Annotated in this window: 15 protein-coding genes; 5 read left to right on the top strand and 10 right to left on the bottom strand. The window is 67.2% G+C overall.

Annotation, left to right across the window (positions count from 1 at the left end):
• Positions 1 to 118: 118 nt before the first annotated feature.
• A complete protein-coding gene (locus ACQR2C_RS21340; protein ID WP_315804408.1) occupies positions 119 to 1,081 on the top strand; it encodes a cation diffusion facilitator family transporter in 963 nt (320 codons plus the stop codon).
• A 90-nt stretch (positions 1,082 to 1,171) separates the two neighbouring features.
• On the opposite strand, the gene ACQR2C_RS21345 is transcribed toward ACQR2C_RS21340, so the two are convergent.
• A complete protein-coding gene (locus ACQR2C_RS21345) occupies positions 1,172 to 2,308 on the bottom strand; it encodes an MFS transporter (RefSeq protein WP_434882040.1) in 1,137 nt (378 codons plus the stop codon).
• A 32-nt stretch (positions 2,309 to 2,340) separates the two neighbouring features.
• On the bottom strand, positions 2,341 to 3,114 hold the full coding sequence (locus ACQR2C_RS21350; RefSeq protein ID WP_434882041.1) for a DeoR/GlpR family DNA-binding transcription regulator: 774 nt from the start codon (positions 3,112 to 3,114) through the stop codon (positions 2,341 to 2,343).
• 122 nt (positions 3,115 to 3,236) lie between these two features.
• Between ACQR2C_RS21350 and ACQR2C_RS21355 the strand changes: the two genes are divergently transcribed.
• Complete coding sequence (locus ACQR2C_RS21355) at positions 3,237 to 4,175, top strand: 2-dehydro-3-deoxygalactonokinase (protein ID WP_434882042.1); 939 nt, start codon at positions 3,237 to 3,239, stop codon at positions 4,173 to 4,175.
• Positions 4,172 to 4,813 carry a 2-dehydro-3-deoxy-6-phosphogalactonate aldolase gene (locus ACQR2C_RS21360; protein ID WP_434882043.1) on the top strand — a complete coding sequence of 214 codons (642 nt, stop codon included), beginning with the start codon at positions 4,172 to 4,174 and terminating at the stop codon, positions 4,811 to 4,813. Before ACQR2C_RS21355 ends, ACQR2C_RS21360 begins: the two co-directional genes overlap by 4 nt.
• 190 nt (positions 4,814 to 5,003) lie before the next feature.
• On the opposite strand, the gene ACQR2C_RS21365 is transcribed toward ACQR2C_RS21360, so the two are convergent.
• Positions 5,004 to 7,658, bottom strand: a complete 2,655-nt coding sequence (locus tag ACQR2C_RS21365; RefSeq protein ID WP_434882044.1) for an alpha/beta hydrolase fold domain-containing protein — start codon at positions 7,656 to 7,658, stop codon at positions 5,004 to 5,006.
• A 289-nt stretch (positions 7,659 to 7,947) separates the two neighbouring features.
• On the opposite strand from ACQR2C_RS21365, the gene serA reads away from it, so the two are divergent.
• Positions 7,948 to 9,195 carry a phosphoglycerate dehydrogenase gene (gene serA / locus ACQR2C_RS21370; protein WP_315804414.1) on the top strand — a complete coding sequence of 416 codons (1,248 nt, stop codon included), beginning with the start codon at positions 7,948 to 7,950 and terminating at the stop codon, positions 9,193 to 9,195.
• A 21-nt stretch (positions 9,196 to 9,216) separates the two neighbouring features.
• Positions 9,217 to 9,696 carry a TOBE domain-containing protein gene (locus ACQR2C_RS21375; protein WP_315804415.1) on the top strand — a complete coding sequence of 160 codons (480 nt, stop codon included), beginning with the start codon at positions 9,217 to 9,219 and terminating at the stop codon, positions 9,694 to 9,696.
• Here the strand turns inward: ACQR2C_RS21375 and ACQR2C_RS21380 are convergent.
• The 7 genes from ACQR2C_RS21380 to ACQR2C_RS21410 form a co-directional block, all read right to left on the bottom strand.
• Positions 9,605 to 10,027, bottom strand: coding sequence for a winged helix-turn-helix domain-containing protein (locus ACQR2C_RS21380; RefSeq protein WP_315804416.1), 423 nt, complete (start codon positions 10,025 to 10,027; stop codon positions 9,605 to 9,607). The genes ACQR2C_RS21375 and ACQR2C_RS21380 overlap by 92 nt on opposite strands.
• Complete coding sequence (locus ACQR2C_RS21385; protein ID WP_316217574.1) at positions 10,024 to 10,614, bottom strand: DUF2478 domain-containing protein; 591 nt, start codon at positions 10,612 to 10,614, stop codon at positions 10,024 to 10,026. The genes ACQR2C_RS21380 and ACQR2C_RS21385 overlap by 4 nt, the downstream gene beginning before the upstream one ends.
• 11 nt (positions 10,615 to 10,625) lie before the next feature.
• A complete protein-coding gene (locus ACQR2C_RS21390; protein ID WP_434882045.1) occupies positions 10,626 to 11,489 on the bottom strand; it encodes a xanthine dehydrogenase in 864 nt (287 codons plus the stop codon).
• A gap of 208 nt (positions 11,490 to 11,697) precedes the next feature.
• Positions 11,698 to 12,792, bottom strand: coding sequence for a molybdenum ABC transporter ATP-binding protein (gene modC, locus ACQR2C_RS21395; protein WP_434882046.1), 1,095 nt, complete (start codon positions 12,790 to 12,792; stop codon positions 11,698 to 11,700).
• A complete protein-coding gene (modB, locus tag ACQR2C_RS21400; protein WP_316177910.1) occupies positions 12,789 to 13,478 on the bottom strand; it encodes a molybdate ABC transporter permease subunit in 690 nt (229 codons plus the stop codon). The genes modC and modB overlap by 4 nt, the downstream gene beginning before the upstream one ends.
• Positions 13,479 to 13,504: 26 nt before the next feature.
• Positions 13,505 to 14,272, bottom strand: a complete 768-nt coding sequence (gene modA, locus ACQR2C_RS21405; RefSeq protein WP_434882047.1) for a molybdate ABC transporter substrate-binding protein — start codon at positions 14,270 to 14,272, stop codon at positions 13,505 to 13,507.
• Positions 14,273 to 14,534: 262 nt separating this feature from the next.
• Complete coding sequence (locus tag ACQR2C_RS21410) at positions 14,535 to 16,100, bottom strand: amidase family protein (protein ID WP_434882048.1); 1,566 nt, start codon at positions 16,098 to 16,100, stop codon at positions 14,535 to 14,537.
• Between the last annotated feature and the right edge of the window lie 14 nt (positions 16,101 to 16,114).

Here is a 16,114-nt window from a genome sequence, read left to right on the forward strand (position 1 = left end):
TCTGCTCCGTTGCGGGTCGGGGGATCCTGCGCCGGCGCGGAGACGTCCGCAACCGCGGGAACTGATGGCCCGCGGCTCGCGTTTCCCGGCGCACGAGTGCGGAGAGCGGGCAGGCGACATGGCGGCAAACGCGGATTCCAGGGTGGCCGTCTATGCGGCGCTTGCCGGCAATCTGCTCGTGGCCTGCACCAAGATCGCCGCGGCGATCTGGACCGGCAGCTCGGCCATGATGAGCGAGGCGATCCACTCCGTCGTCGACACCTCGAACGAGCTCCTGCTGCTCTACGGCTTTCATCGCGCGAGCCGTCCGCCCGACCGACGGCATCCGCTCGGGCATGGTCGTGAGCTCTACTTCTGGAGCTTCATCGTTGCGCTGCTCTTGTTCGCGCTCGGCGCCGGCGTCTCGCTGTACGAAGGCGTCGCGCATCTGATGCATCCGCTGCCGATCGAAGACCCGACGGTGAACTACATCGTGCTCGCGCTCTCATTCGTCTTCGAGGCTGGGTCCTGGTGGGTGGCGGTGCGACGCTTTCGTGCGGCTGCCCCGGGTCTCTCCTACCTCGAGGCATTCAGGCGCAGCAAGGACCCGCCGGCCTTCATGGTCGTGTTCGAAGACACCGCGGCCCTGATCGGCATCGTCATCGCTGCTGCTGCCATGGCCGCGGCCGTCGCCTTCGATCAGCCGGCATGGGACGGCATCGGGTCCATCCTGATCGGCGTGCTGCTTGCGGTGACCTCGATGGTGCTCGCGCGGGAGAGCAAGAGCCTCCTGATCGGCGAGCCCGCGGATCCCGAGCTGGCGCGTTCGATCCTCGACATCGCGCGCAGGAGGCAAAGCGTCAAGTCGGCCAACGGGCTGCTCACGGTGCAGCTGTCGCCGCAGCAGGTCGTCGTCGCGCTGAGCATCGAGTTTGCGGACGATCAGCGCGCCGACGACATCGAGCGGGCCGTCGTGGCGATCGAAAGCGAGCTGAGGGCGCGGCATCCGATCGTCGCGGCGCTGTTCGTCAAGCCGCAGACCGGCGCCCGCTATCAGGAAATGCGTGAGAGCCTGCTGCAAGATGGTTCGGCTTCGGCGTGAGATTGGCGGCTCAGCGGTCAGACGTCGCCGTTTCGTGCAGGCGAATGGTCGAGCCATGAGATGCTGGAGCCTGAGCCGCGCACAGCGCTCCTAGGGCGGTGTCCGCGCGGCCAACGGCGCGCTCGCGAGCACGATCACAAGCAGCGCGGCCAACATCCAGAACGCGGCCGGGAGGCTCGTGGCCGCGGCGACGAAGCCGATGCCGGCCGGTCCGAGCAGCACGCCGGAGTAGCCTGCGGTGGTGACGGCAGCGACGGCCAGCCCGACCGGCATCGCGGTCTGCGCCCCGGCCCGGCGGAACAACACCGGGACCAGGTTCGACGCGCCGAGGCCGATCAGCGCAAAGCCGGCCATGGCGGCAGCAACCAAGGGAGCCGTGAGCAGCAGGACGAAGCCGGCGATCGCGATCACGCTGCCCCCCAGCAGCGTTGCGCGATCACCGATCCGGGCAACCACGGCATCCCCGACGAGGCGTCCGGCGGTCATTGCGATCGAGAACATGATGTAGCCCAGTCCGGCCTGTGCGGCCGGCAGGCGCCCGGAACCGGCGAGCAGCAGCGCGCTCCAGTCGAGCATCGCGCCTTCGACCAGGAACATGATCGCCGCGAGCGCCGCCAGCAGCAGCACCGCGCCATGGGGAAGCACGAGCAGAGGCCCCGTTTGCGCGGGCTTGCTCGCCATCAGTCGTGGGGCAGCGACGATCATCGCGGCCAAGGCGAGTGCGCAGCAGGCCAGCGTGCCGAGCAGCGGCGCGACGTCGAACGCAAGCAGCGCGGTCATGACGCCGGAGCCCGCGAAGCCGCCGATGCTGAACTGGGCATGGAAACCCGACATCAGCGGACGCTCGCTCAGCCGCTCGACGTCGATCGCCTGGATGTTCACGGCGACGTCGAGCGAGCCCAGCGCCGCTCCGAAGGCGAACAATGCGAGCGCAAGCGTCGCTGGCGTTGCGGCGATCGCCAGCAGCGGCAGGAACAGCGCGAGAGCGATGCCGCTGACGACGACGACCGGCTTGCTGCCATAGCGGGCGCTCAGCAGTCCGGCGGCCAGCATCGATGCGACCGAGCCCACGCCGAGCGAGAGCAGCAGCAGGCCGAGCGTCGCATCGTCGACGCCGAGCCGCTGCTTGGCAAACGGCACCAGCGGTGCCCAGCAGGCGATGCCGAAGCCGGCGACGAAAAAGGCCAGGCGGGTCGCGAGCCGCGCCGCGCTGTGATCAGAACTCATTTGGAAGATTCCTGACTTTCTGAAAGGCGCTGTCACACCGGCGGAGCGGCCGTCACGATGGTCGCTCCCGCCCGTTTGAGCAGGGCAAGTCGAGCCGCCGGCGCATCATGCTCGACGGTGAGCTGGCTGATCGTCTTGGCGCCGGCGACACGGTGAGGCGCTCGGGTCTCGAGCTTCTCGTTGGTGACCATTGCGACGCTGACGCGGCTCAGCGACAGCAGCGTCCGCTTGAACGCTGCGTCGGTCGGATCAATCGCGCTGATGCCGCCTTGCGCCGACACGGCGCAGGCGCCGATGAAGCAGCGGTCGATGTTCAAGCGCTGCATCTGCATGAGGGCGTCGGCGTCGACACAGCCGCCGACTGCGGGGTGAACGGAGCCGCCGATCATGATCAGTTGCAGGTCCTGCCGATGCAGCACGGTTGCGGCAATGTCGATGGCGTTGGTTGCGACGGTGAGATCGAAATCATCGGGCAGGACCTCAGCGAGCGCGAGGTTGGTGCTGCCACTATCGAGGAAAAGAAATTCGCCACGCGCGATGCCGCGGGCGGCCGTCCGGGCGAGCGCCAGCTTGCGGTCGCGGTCCTGGCCGATCCGGGCAGCCATCGGGGTCATGCCGCCGGCGATCGGCAAGGCGCCGCCATACACCCGGCGGCAGCGTCCTTCGGCGGCAAGCGCGCGAAGATCGCGCCGGATGGCATCCTCGGAGACGCCGAATTCATGGGCCAGGGCGGCCGCGATGACCGCGTGCCCTGTAGCGAGGCGGCCGGCGATCTGGTCGCGACGCGCCAGTGGAAGGTCTGACATGCCTCCTCATATCAGGCATGAACAAGAATAACAACGTGCATAATCGTGCACAATGCAATTTGTTGTTTGCGCGGCCAGCCGGGCATGTCATTGCCAGATGTCGAACTGTTCGGGAGCAGGACGTGACCGCCGTCGATTCGTTAGCAACGCCGGCCTTTGTCGCCGTCGACTGGGGCACCTCCAGTTTCCGTGCCTGGCTGATGGCAGGAGACGGCACGGAGCAGGCGGAGAGCCGTGGTGGCGAGGGCATGCTGCATTGCGCGACATCGGGCTTTGCGCCGGTGCTGCGCGATCATCTGGCGCAACTCGGCGCGCCGGCCGATGTTCCGGTGCTGATCTGCGGCATGGCCGGCGCCCGGCAAGGCTGGGTCGAGGCGCCGTATCTGCACACGCCGACCCGGCTGGAGGCGTTGCACGCCGGCGCGATCGGCGTCGACACCGAGGGCGACGTCAGGATTCTGCCGGGGCTGGCGCAGGCCCGTGCAGATCAGCCGGACGTGATGCGCGGCGAGGAAACCCAGCTGCTCGGCGTCACCGAGCCTGACTTCACCGGGATCGTCTGTATTCCGGGCACGCACAGCAAATGGATCCGGATCGATGCCGGCGCTGTGATCGATTTTGCCACCTACATGACTGGCGAGCTGTTCGCTGTCGTCTCTCAGCATAGCATTTTGATGCACGCCGTCGAACCGGAAGCCTCGGCCGTCGCGCGCGACGCGGCATTCCGCGAGAGCCTTGCGGCGGCGCTTGCCGCGCCGACGTCACTGACCAATGCGCTGTTCCGGCTCCGCGCAGCCCAGCTCCTCAATTTCGAGCAGCGGTCCGACGGGGCTGCGAGGCTCTCCGGGCTTCTGATCGGCAGCGAGATCGCCGACGCGCGGGTGCGGTTCGGCGCCGAGCTTCCGCTGCGGTTGATCGGAGCGGGCCGGCTCGGCCGTCTCTACTGCGCGGCGCTGGCGGCTGCTGATTTCGACGTGAACGAATGTGATGCCGAGCAGGCGTCCCGGCGCGGCCTGGTCAAGGCCGCGCGGCAGATCTGGGGAGCGCGTTTCCGACCATGACAAAGTCCGTTGCCTGGCCGCACGTCAAGCGGTCGCTCGTCGCGATCCTGCGCGGCATCAAACCCGACGAGTCCGAGGCCGTCGTCGATGTCCTGATCGAAGCCGGTTTCGAGCTGATCGAGGTTCCCCTCAACTCGCCGGAACCGTTCGCCTCGATCGAGCGTCTCGCCGCCCGGTTCGGCAAGCAATGCCTGATCGGTGCAGGGACGGTCGTCAATGCCGCAGATTGCGTGCGGGTCGCGGAGGCCGGCGGGCGTCTGATGGTCAGCCCCAACGTCGACGTCGAAGTGCTGGCGACCGCGCAGGCCTATGACATGGTGACCATGCCCGGCGTGTTCACGCCGAGCGAAGCGTTTCTCGCGCTGCGCTGCGGCGCCTCGGCCCTGAAATTTTTTCCTGCCTCAGTGCTCGGTCCGTCGGGAATTGCCGCGCAGCTTGCCGTCCTGCCGAAGGGCGTCGTGGTCGGCGCCGTCGGCGGCGTGTCGGACAGCAATCTCGCCTCCTATGCTGCAGTCGGCGTGCGGGCCTTCGGACTGGGCTCGAGCCTGTACAAGCCGGGCATGAGCGCGAGTGATGTACGGCAGACCGCGGCCGCTTCGGTTCGTGCCTATGACGAGGCCATCGCAGCGGCGAGCTGAGTGCGTCCACGCTCGATGACGGTCTCGTGATGTTGTCGGACGAGCGTCGCGACCGCCTTCGTCACCGCAACGACCGGCTGGCTCGTTGTCTCGGTGACGGCGTGGACGATCCGGCGCAAGCTGCGCGTCACGGCAACGGCCCGCAAAGCTGCGGGTCGTTGCGACAAGGCTCGGCGGCGGCCTCCGCTGGTCAGCTCGCGGCGGCGTTGATCTCGGGCGATTCGCCTTCCTCCGCAGACTGCGTGAACGCCTGCAGCGCCTCTGCCATCTGCATGCGGCCGCCGACGCCGGTGATGACGACGTCGACCATCGTGAACGACGAGTGGAAGTGGCCGTGGGCCTTGAGCTGCCCGACCGGCACGCCGGCGGCGGCGAGCGCTTCCGCATAGGCGACACCCTCGTCGCGCAGCGGATCGAACTCGCAGGTGACGATGTAGGCCGGCGGCAGGCCCTGCAGCTTGCCCCGCAACGGCGACGCGCGCGGATCGGTGCGATCCGCCGGCGAGCAATAGATGTCCCAGAACCAGTACATCAGGCCCCGCGTCAGGAAGTAGCCGGCCGCATTGTCGGTGTAGGACGGCCGATCGAAGCTGCAGTCGGTGACCGGGCACACCAGCAGCTGACCGCCGATCGCAGGCCCGCCGCGATCCCGAGCGAGCTGGCAGGTGACGGCTGCGATGTTGCCGCCGGCGCTCCAGCCGGCCACCAGCACCGGTCCGTCGCGTCCGCCGAGCTCGGCGGCGTGCTCGGCGACCCAGCGCGCCGCTGCATAGCCGTCCTCGGCCGCCGCCGGGAAGCGGTGCTCGGGCGCGTGGCGGTAGTTCACGCTGACGAAGATCATGTTGGAGCGGCGGCACATGTCGCGGCAGAACGGATCGTCCGACTGCTCGTCGCCGATCACCCAGCCGCCGCCATGGAAATACACGACGATCGGATGCGGCCCGGGCGTGGCCGGACGGTAGAGGCGGTAGGCAAGAGGGCCCTCGGCGCCTTGCAGAGTGCCGTCCTTGACCTCGCCCACGGGGCGGCCCGGCGGTCGGGCCTTGTTGAATTCGGCGACGAAGTCGCGTGCGCCTTGCGCGCCCATCGATTCGATCGGCGGCAGGTTCATCTCGGTGAGCATGTTCAGCACCAGCCGCACATCCGGCTGCAGCTTCACGATCTCGCCGTCGTTGCACTGGCTCGCACCGTTCGGGCCCGTGAGCTTGAAGCCGAGCATGCCGCGGCTGACGACCTCGTTGCAGATGCCGCGATAGGGCCCGACGCCGCCGGTGTATGGCATCAGCGTCTGCGGCTTGCCCGGCACGTTGGCGCCTGTGTACCAGGTGTTGGCGAGCCGGTGCAGCGTGACCGTCGAGCAGTCCGCCATGTGGCGCATCCAGCCGGCCTGCGCGGTCTCGGTCGGCTCGATGGTGGTGAAGCCGGCGTCGCGCATCGCGGCGAGACGATCGACCACGAAGTCGACGTGCTGCTCGATCGACACCGCCATGTTCGACAGCACCGATGGACTACCGGGACCGGTGATCAGGAACAGGTTGGGGAAGCCGGCGACCGTCAATCCAAGATAGCTCTCCGGGCCATCAGCCCAGCTGTCGTCGAGCGACTTGCCGCCACGGCCCTTGATCGGATGCACCGCGCGGATCGCGCCGGTCATGGCATCGAAGCCGGTCGCGAACACGATGACGTCGATGTCGAAGCTGCGCTTGTCGGTCTTGATGCCATTGGATGTGATGGATGCGATCGGCTCCTTGCGCAGGTTCACCAGCGTCACGTTCGGACGGTTGAACGTCGCGTAGTAGTTCGTGTCCAGGCACGGCCGCTTGGCGCCGAACGGGTGATCGTGCGGCGTGAGCGCCTCGGCCGTCTCGGGATCCTTGACGATCTCGCGGATCTTCTCGCGGATGAGATCGGCGAGCAGCGCGTTGCCGTCGGCATCGACGCCCTGGTCGGCCCAGAGCTGCGTCAGCATGCCGACGAGATCGCCGGAGGCCCACATCTTCTCGAAGCGCTCGCGGCGCTCGGCCTCGCTCAGCGCCCAGCTGAACTCGGTGGCCGGCGGGATCGGCACGCCGGTCATCGACCAGCGTGCCTGCTCGCGCAGCCCCTTGCGATCCTCCGCGAGCTGCGCGGCGCGATCGGCCGGGAGCGGACCGTTATGCGCCGGCAGCGCGAAATTCGGCGTGCGCTGGAACACCGTGAGCTGCGCGGCCTGCTCGGCGATGATCGGGATCGACTGGATGCCCGACGAGCCGGTGCCGATCACGGCCACGCGCTTGCCGCGGAGGTCCACGCCATCATGCGGCCAGCGGCTGGTGAAGTAGATCTCGCCCTTGAAGTCGTGCACGCCGTCGATCTCCGGCGGCTTCGGCTGCGACAGGCAGCCGGTCGCCATGATGTAGTGGCGACAGGACACGGCAGGGCCGTGGTCGGTCGTCAGCAGCCAGCGCTCCCTGGCCTCATCCCAGGCGGCGCCGAGCACGCGGGTGCCGAAGCGGATGTCGCGGCGCAGATCGTAGCGATCGGCGACGAAGCCGAGATAGCGCAGGATCTCCGGCTGGGTGGCGTATTTCTCCGACCACTGCCAGGCCTTTTCGAGCTCGGGATCGAAGGTGTAGCTGTAGTCGACGGTCTGGATGTCGCAGCGCGCGCCGGGATAGCGGTTCCAGTACCAGGTGCCGCCGACGTCGTTGGCCGTATCCAGAGCCACGGTCGAGAAGCCCGCCTTGCGCAGGCGGTGCAGCAGATAAAGCCCCGCAAATCCGGCCCCCACGACGGCGACATCGACCGTCTGCGTTTCACCGCCCGACACCTCCGACGCGCGTGTCTCGACAATCCCGTCTGACATGCTGACCTCCCGATGATTTTGTGATTGGCGGAAAGGCTAGCTCTGCTCGCATGGTTTGTCAGCAGCCAAAACAACGATCTGCGGTTGTTGCAGTGCAGACCGTGCAGCGCGGCAGGTATGCCAGGCGCTGATTTTGCATCGCCGGTCAAAAGGCCGCGACGGAGTGGACAAGACCCTGAGAAAGCGACAGAAAGCCACGCTGCCGCGTCGCATTCACCAAGTTTCAACGCATCGCGACTGTAACAACCGCTACACTACGCCACCTCCACGACTGAATCAGGCCAGGCCCATGCCGCTATCGCTGCCCAAGCAAAAGATCCGCGTTCTGCTCCTCGAGGGCGTGAACGACTCGGCCGTCCGCATGTTCGAGGCCAACGGCTATACGGAAATCGAACGGCTGCCGAAGGCGCTCGGTTCGGCGGAGTTGAAACGTATGCTGTCGGGCGTGCACATGCTTGGCATTCGCTCGCGCACGCATCTGACCGAGGAAGTGCTGCAGGCCGCCGATCGGCTGATGGTGGTCGGCTGTTTCTCCGTCGGCACCAACCAGGTTGATCTCGATGCCGCGAAGCGGCTCGGCATCCCCGTGTTCAATGCGCCCTATTCGAACACCCGCAGCGTCGCCGAGCTGACGATCGCCGAGGTCGTGATGCTGATGCGCCGCATCTTCCCGCGCTCGGTGTCGGCGCATGCGGGCGGCTGGGACAAGTCCGCCAATGGCAGCCGAGAGGTGCGCGGAAAGACGCTCGGCATTGTCGGCTACGGCAACATCGGCTCGCAGCTGTCGAACCTCGCCGAGGCCATGGGCATGCGGGTGATCTTCTTCGATCTCACCGACAAGCTCCGCCACGGCAACACCGAGCCGGTCGAGAGCCTCGACGAGCTCCTGGCGATCAGCGACGTCGTGTCGCTGCATGTCCCGGAGACGCCGGCGACCGCCAACATGATCGGCGAGCGCCAGATCCGTCACATGAAGGACGGCGCCTATCTGATCAACAATTCGCGCGGCACGGTGGTCGACATCGAGGCGCTGGCCAGCGCGTTGCGCGAGGGCAAGCTCTCAGGCGCCGCCGTCGACGTGTTTCCGGTCGAGCCGGCCTCGAACGCCGATCCGTTCGTCTCGCCGCTGCAGGGCCTGCCCAACGTGATCCTGACCCCGCATGTCGGCGGCTCCACCGAGGAGGCGCAGGACCGCATCGGCGGCGAGGTTGCGCGCAAGCTGATCGACTATTCCGATGTCGGCTCGACCTTCGGCGCCGTGAACTTCCCGCAGGTGCAGTTGCCGGCGCGCCCGACCGGCACGCGCTTCATCCATGTCCACCGGAACGTGCCGGGCGTGCTGCGCCAGGTCAACGATGCGGTGTCGCGGCACAACATCAACATCCTTGCGCAATATCTGCAGACCGATCCCGAGGTCGGCTATGTCGTGCTCGAGACCGACGTGGTCGGCGGTGAGGGCGAGGCGCTGCTGTCGGAGCTGCGCGCGGTGGAGGGCACGATCCGCGTGCGCGTCCTGTACGATCACGACCGGCCCTGAGGCTGTGGAGGCTGCCGCGCGATGACCGGCTCGTCTGCATCGTCTTCAGCCTCGTCCGTCGTTCTCAGCACGACGGTGCCGGCGCGCGTGCTGCGCCATGATCCGCAATACGGCATGTCGACATTGTTCTTCGCCGACGGCGAGCTGCGCGTGCCGATGGTCGATGCGGCTGTTGACGCCGGCGTCTCCGTGACCATCGAGGCCCGCGACGTCTCGATCGCGCTGTCGCGGCCGATGGATGTGTCGATCACCAACCGGCTGCCGGGCCGGATCGAGGAGATCCTGCCGCTCGATCCGCCCTATGTGCGCGTGACGTTCGATCTCGGTGCGACCAGGCTCCACGCGCTCGTGACCTTGGAATCGGTCGAGCGGCTGGCGTTGGAGCCGGATCTGTCGGCCTGGGCGATGATCAAGAGCGTCGCGATCGGACCCGGCGCGGTTCGGCCTTCGGAGCTGCCTCGGCCGCGCCGCTGGCCCGCTTCTGATAGCGCGGATCGGTAGCCTTCTGCAGCTCGACGAGCGCCGCAGCGGTGGCCGTGCGGGTGCGCCGCTCCATCGAGCGATACAGCGCGATCAGCCGCTCGCCGAACGGCGTGATCTCGGCGCCGCCGCCGCGGCGGCCGGGATGGGTCTCGAACACCGGCGTCTCGAAGGTGCGGTTGAGCGCATCGACCATCAGCCAGCATTTGCGGTAGGAGATGCCGCTCGCGCGCGCGGCGCCCAGGATCGAGCGCTCCCGGCGGATGAAGTCGATCAGCAGCAGATCCTCGGGCGACAGACTTCCGCCGTTGCCGAAAGTGATGGTCAATGCGATCTGAGCTTCGCGCTTCATCCTATTCCGATCCGCTCGCGTTGTGAGCCGATCATGTCACGCGGGCTCTGCGCTGTCACCATGCGGCCGGACCACGCTTCGATCCAGCCGGCACGGCGCGCGACTTCGACCGGGACGCATTCGGCGAACACGCCGGCGAAGCGCGTCCACGCCTCCATCATCGCAGGCGATACCGCCGTGATGATCGGAAGCCCGGCTGACATCGCCGAGCCGAAGGCGTCGGCGAGGCCACCTCCCGCCGCCTCCTGCTTGCCGAACTTGCTGAGGATCACGACATCCGTGCCACGCGCGATCGACTGCTGCACGGCGGCGCAGGCCAGCACCAATCCTTCGGGATCGAGGTTGCAGGCCTGCGATCCCGGGCCGAGATCCTGCGAGATCGAGAACATGCGGTTGTCGTCGAGGCTGCGCAGCATCATGGCCTTGCACGGCCTGGTCTTGTCGACGCTGCTCTCGATCACGCCGGAGACGCGCAGCCCCATGCCTGCGAGCCGCGTGGCGAACTCATCGAGTAACTCCTGGATGACGGTGGACGCAGCGCCCTGCAGCGCCACGATCTGACACGTCCCGACCTCGGCGACACCCATGGCAGTCCTCCTCACGCATTGGCGGAGACGCGGCCCGCCTTCCGACCGGTTCGCATGATCTCTTGGACAGCCGAGACGACGCTCGCGGCGATCGATCGCCCGCGGTCGTCCATGCCGGTCCATGCGGCGTGGCGGCCGCGCGGATCAATCTCCAGCAGCTTGACGTTGGCCGGCACGCGCAGACCGTCGCGCGCGATGCCGCGCAGTGCGCCATCGAGCGGCGCCAGCACCGGCGTGCCGCCGAGCGATCCGAGCTGCAGTCCTTTGTAGACGCGGGTGCCGATGTCGAGCGGCGTATGCCAGACGGCATCCTGATCGGAATAGACGAAGCGCTCGCGGCCTGCGCCGCCGAGATCGCGTGCCTTGCCGTCCGCATCGCGCGTCGTGCCGTGCGCCACGATCGCGCCGGTCTCGCAAGGATGTGTCTCGACCGCGATGTCGCAATTGTGCCCGACCGCAAAGCGCGGCCCAATGCCGACGGCGATGCCGGCGACGCCGCGCAGATCCGGCGTGGCAAGATGCTTCTGCATCCGTGCGTCGACGATGACCGCGGGATAGCGGAACGCGATGATGTCGGTGAGATGCATCCCGGTGACGGCGACCCGGCCTGGCTCGTGATGAATGCGCACGACGTCCGCGATGCCCTCGGCCCGGCAGCCGATCACGCCGTCGATGTCGCACGTCTCACCATACAGGACGTCGTGAAAGGCCATGCCACGTCGGATCACCGGCGGAAAGGCGTCGTGACAAAGGACGAGCGCGAAGCACGCCTGGTTGAGCTTGGCCGCGATCGCGGAGGCGATCTCGTTGGTGCCCAGCACCAGCGCGAGCGGCTTGGGCGCGTTCGGATGCCAGGTGACGGCGGCGGCTTTCATGCTGATGACCTCGTGTTGCGAGATCGAATGAGCAAGCAGCGGGCCAGATCGTTAGGCGCCGACCAACTTGTTCATTGCATTGAGGAAAAGCAGGCAGGCTTCGGTTTTGCGATCCAAAGCTATATTGTCTAGGATATAACATCGGACGCTATATTGTCGCTTATACAACATGTGTTGCGATGGTGGGAGGAGGGCCGGCGCGTGCCGATCAGACGATGGGCTCTTCGCGCCGAACCAGCGCGACGCCCTTGACCTGGGCGTAGACGGCAAGTCCCGCCCGCAGGCCGAGCTCGTTCCACGAGCGTTGGGTGACCCGCGACAGCAATCGCGCGCCCTCACCGTCCTCGCCGAGGCCGAGCAGGGCAGTGACGCGGTGGTCCGATTGGCTGCGGATTTCCAGGATCTTCGCGCGCAGCACGTTGACGATGGTGCTGCGGCTCGGCGTTTCCACGGCGAGGCTGACGTCATCGGCCAGCACGCGCAGGCGGCGGCGTGTTCCGGACGCAAGGGGCTCGGCCGGCAGCACGAAATGCCCGCCGGGCACCGCAAGCGTCACCATGCCGTCGATGGCGTCGTGCTTCAGAACGGTGGCGTCGAGACTCACCGCAGCATCGCGGGAGAGCGCGAGCGGCAGTGTCAGGTCGGCTTGGAGCACGGACAGCGGGCCTGAAGCCAGGACGCTGCCATTGCGCATCAGCACCAGCTGATCGGCAAGCCGCTCGACCTCCGCGATATCGTGGCTGATGTAGAGGATCGGCAGGTCGAGCGCGGCATGCAGGCGCTCCAGATAGGGCAGGATCTCGTCCTTGGTCATCTGGTCGAGCGCCGACAGCGGCTCGTCCATCAGCAGCAACTTCGGCTGGCTGAGCAGAGCGCGGCCGATCGCCACGCGCTGCCGCTCGCCGCCGGACAGATGGCGCGGCGAGCGCTCCAGCAGCTTGGCGATGCCGAGCAGCGACACGACCTCATCGAAGCCGATGGCGGTGGGGCCGGACGGGCCGGGATGGCCGTACATCAGGTTGCGGCGGACGGAGAGATGCGGAAACAGATTGGCTTCCTGGAACACGTAGCCGATCGGGCGCCGGTGCACCGGGCGGAAGGTCTTCTCGTCCTGCCAGACGTCGCCGGCGACGGAGCATCGTCCGTCCAGGCGGTTGAGGCCGGCGATGCTGCGCATGACGGCGGTCTTGCCACAGCCGGACGGGCCGAAGATCGCGGTGACGCCGCGCGCCGGCACCTCGAACCGTGCGTTCAGCTCGAAGCGCCCGAGCGTACCGCGGAAATCGACCTTGACGGTGCTCATGACGCGCGTCGCGTCATCTTCTTCTCGATCAGCATCATCGTCAGAATGACGCCGAACGAGAACACGACCATGCCGAGCGCCAGCACCGAGGCTTCGGTCCATTGCGAGGTCTCGACGTAGTCGTAGATCGCGACCGACAGCACCTTCGTCCTGCCGGGAATGTTGCCGCCGATCATCAGCACGACGCCGAACTCGCCGACGGTGTGGGCAAAGCCGAGGATCGCGCCGGTGAGGAAGCCGGGGCTCGCCAGCGGCACGGCGATCGTCCAGAACGCGCGCCAGGGCGAGGCGCGCAGCGTGGCGGCTGCTTCCAGGGGCTTCTCGCCCATGGCCTCGAAGGCGTTGCGGATCGGCTGCACCACGAACGGCATCGAGAACAGCACCGAGCCGATCACGAGGCCCGGGAAAGTGAAGGCGAGGGTGCGTGCGCCCCACAAGGAAGCCAGTGCCCCGCCCGGACCGCTCGGGCCGAGCGCGACCAGCAGATAGAAGCCGAGCACGGTCGGCGGCAGCACCAGTGGAATCGCCACCAGGGCTGCGACCGCCTCTTTCCACCACGCCTGCGACCGCGCCAGCCACCATGCGATCGGTGTTCCCACGATCATCAGAATGACGGTCGTGATCGCTGCCAATTCGAGGGTCAGGCTGACCGGTTGCCAGATATCGGCCGAGACGTGCAAGTTCATCCCTGGAAGTTCATCGACGTGGGCGCTCAGCTGCCGGACTTCGGGTCCAGAGCATAGCCGAACTTCTCGATGACCGCACGGGCTTCCGGAGTCTTGAGGAAGGTCAGGAACGCAGTCGCCGCCTCGTTGCCGGCGGATGCCTTCAGCAGCACGGCATCCTGGCGGATCTCGGTGTAGAGGGTCTGCGGCACCAGCCAGCGCGACCCGCCGGCATTCGGCATCAGCTGCGACAGCGCGACGAAGCCCACCTCGGCATTGCCGGTATCGACGAACTGGAACGCCTGCGAGATCGTGTTGCCCTGCACGATCTTGGGCTGGATCGCTTCATAGAGCTTGAGCGCCTTCAGCGTCTCCACTGCGGCCGCGCCATAGGGCGCGGCGGTGGGATTGGCGATCGACAGCTTGTTGAACGCGTTCGCCTTCAGCGTGTCCTCGCCCTTCACCGCGTTCGGGTCCTTGCTCCACAGCACGAGCTTGCCGATGGCGTAGGTGAAGCGGCTCTCGGCGACGCCGAGGCCCTCGTCGACCAGCTTCTTAGGCCGTTCGTCGTCGGCGGAGAGCAGGATCGCGAACGGCGCGTTCTCCTTGATCTGGGTGTAGAACTGTCCGGACGCGCCGAAGCTCAGCACCAATTCGTGTCCCGTCTTGGCCTTGAACAGGCCGGCGATCTCCTTCGCCGGCTCGGTGAAGTTGGCGGCCACGGCGATGTTGGCGCTGCCGGCGAACGCGTTTGCGCCAGTCAGGAGAGCGGCAGCCGCGCACAGAGCAGCGGCAACGAAGCGCATCGATCTCATCACAATTGTCCTCGTTCATATCGACAGAGACGGGTTCGCTTCGGTGAATTGCAAGTCCCGTTCCGGCGCAGCGGCCCATACCGATGTCGTGCTATATTCATTCGTATACATCAAAATAGACAGGTCGGCGACGTCCCGTCAACCCGAGGGGGCCCTCGGGCTAGCGCGATGGGCGTCAGTGTTCGACTTTCGACAATCGGGGCTGAAGCGATGTCGGAAACGTGACGGTCCGAGAACCAGGGGTCATCGGACCGTCGCGAGACTAAGCCATCCGCTCCCAGAGCTGCCGCACCAGCATGCCCGCGCGCTTCTCGATCGCCGCGGCGGCATCGAGCGCGAGGTCCTCGCGATAGCGGCCGGCGATCAGCTGCACGCCGATCGGCTGGCCATTGTGAACCGTCACCGGCACCACCGCGCCGGGCAGCCCGAGCACGTTGATGGCCGAGATGAAGCGGATCTCGTTGAAGAAGATCTCGCGCACGCGCTCCGGGCTTACCGTGTCCTCGCGCGGGCCCGGGGTCGGCTTGACCGTCGTTGGCGCCAGCACCACCGGATACTCCTCGAAGAACATCTGCCAGGCGCGGATATGGGTGGAGCGCTGCGCCGTCGCGTTCATCCAGCCTGCGAGGTCGAGGATCTCGGCCTTGGCCCGCATCCCGCCCCACGCCTTGTGGAAGTCTTCGGAGGTGACGGCGAGCATCTTGGCTTCCTGCATCACGACCACCTCGGTGGTGATGACGTCGCACCAGGTCTGCCAGACGCCGGAGATGTCGGGGACATCGACCTCGCTGACCCGGTAGCCGGAGCGCTCCAGATGATCCGCGGCCTGCCGGAGCGCGGCCTGCACCGAGGGATCGACGTCCATGTCATCAGGAATCTTGGCGAGCGCGACCTTGATCGGCCGCTTGGGCGTCTCGCCCTCGAGCGGGGCCGGCACCCACCAGGGATCGCGCGGATCGCGCCGGCTCATCACCTCCAGCGCCAGCCTGACGTCGGCGACGCTGCGCGCCAGCGGCCCCTGCGACGACATCAGATGCGCCAGCATCGGCCGCTCGGCCGCGGCGCTTTCATTGTAGGCCGGGATGCGCCCCTGCGTCGGCTTGATCGTGACAACGCCGTTGCAATGCGCCGGCCAGCGCAGCGAGCCGCCGATGTCGTTGCCATGCGCGATGGTGCCGATGCCGGCGGCGACCGCAGCCCCGGCGCCGCCCGACGAGCCGCCACAGGTGATCTCGGGATCCCACGGGTTCAAGGTCAGCCCGTGCAGCGGGTTGTCCGTGAAGCCGCGGAATGAGAATTCCGGCGTGTTGGTGAGGCCGAGCACGATCGCGCCCGCCTTCTTGAGGTTGCGCACGACCGGCGCGTCCGACGGCGCGATGATCCCCATCTGCGCCGGAACGCCGTTGGGGTTTGGCCGTCCCTCGTAGTCGACGTTCTCCTTGATCGTGACGGGCACGCCATGCAGCAGGCCGTCCTTGTTGCGCGCCTTGTCCGCGGCGCGCGCAGCTTTCAAGGCTTCTTCGGACAGATCGACGACGACCGCGTTCAGCTTCGGATTGACCTCATGCATGCGCGCGAGATGGGCCTCGGTCACCTCGACCGAGGAGACCGCGCCGGAGCGGATCGCAGCGGCGGTGTCGAGCGCCGACCACTGCCAGACTGGTCCTTTCGGCAGCCGCGGCTTTGGCGCGGCTGCCTTCGCCTGTGGTCTGGCCTGCGGCTTCGCCTTTGCGGGCTTCCTGTTGGCCGTGGCGCGCACGGCCGCGCGTTTCGGAGCCGGCTTGGCGGTCTTCGCCGCCGGCTTCTTCTTTGTCGCTGTCTTTGCCATCGTGTTCCCCCCAG

Source organism: Bradyrhizobium sp. HKCCYLRH3061 (genome assembly GCF_051168015.1).
Classification (GTDB): Bacteria; Pseudomonadota; Alphaproteobacteria; order Rhizobiales; family Xanthobacteraceae; genus Bradyrhizobium.

Bases quoted from the DNA above. Each gene is read 5' to 3' on its own strand.
- ACQR2C_RS21340 (WP_315804408.1), top strand. From the start codon at position 119: ATGGCGGCAAACGCGGATTCCAGGGTGGCCGTCTATGCGGCGCTTGCC.
- ACQR2C_RS21345 (WP_434882040.1), bottom strand. From the start codon at position 2,308: ATGAGTTCTGATCACAGCGCGGCGCGGCTCGCGACCCGCCTGGCCTTT.
- ACQR2C_RS21350 (WP_434882041.1), bottom strand. From the start codon at position 3,114: ATGTCAGACCTTCCACTGGCGCGTCGCGACCAGATCGCCGGCCGCCTC.
- ACQR2C_RS21360 (WP_434882043.1), top strand. From the start codon at position 4,172: ATGACAAAGTCCGTTGCCTGGCCGCACGTCAAGCGGTCGCTCGTCGCG.
- ACQR2C_RS21365 (WP_434882044.1), bottom strand. From the start codon at position 7,658: ATGTCAGACGGGATTGTCGAGACACGCGCGTCGGAGGTGTCGGGCGGT.
- serA (WP_315804414.1), top strand. From the start codon at position 7,948: ATGCCGCTATCGCTGCCCAAGCAAAAGATCCGCGTTCTGCTCCTCGAG.
- ACQR2C_RS21375 (WP_315804415.1), top strand. From the start codon at position 9,217: ATGACCGGCTCGTCTGCATCGTCTTCAGCCTCGTCCGTCGTTCTCAGC.
- ACQR2C_RS21380 (WP_315804416.1), bottom strand. From the start codon at position 10,027: ATGAAGCGCGAAGCTCAGATCGCATTGACCATCACTTTCGGCAACGGC.
- ACQR2C_RS21385 (WP_316217574.1), bottom strand. From the start codon at position 10,614: ATGGGTGTCGCCGAGGTCGGGACGTGTCAGATCGTGGCGCTGCAGGGC.
- ACQR2C_RS21390 (WP_434882045.1), bottom strand. From the start codon at position 11,489: ATGAAAGCCGCCGCCGTCACCTGGCATCCGAACGCGCCCAAGCCGCTC.
- modC (WP_434882046.1), bottom strand. From the start codon at position 12,792: ATGAGCACCGTCAAGGTCGATTTCCGCGGTACGCTCGGGCGCTTCGAG.
- modB (WP_316177910.1), bottom strand. From the start codon at position 13,478: ATGAACTTGCACGTCTCGGCCGATATCTGGCAACCGGTCAGCCTGACC.
- modA (WP_434882047.1), bottom strand. From the start codon at position 14,272: ATGAGATCGATGCGCTTCGTTGCCGCTGCTCTGTGCGCGGCTGCCGCT.
- ACQR2C_RS21410 (WP_434882048.1), bottom strand. From the start codon at position 16,100: ATGGCAAAGACAGCGACAAAGAAGAAGCCGGCGGCGAAGACCGCCAAG.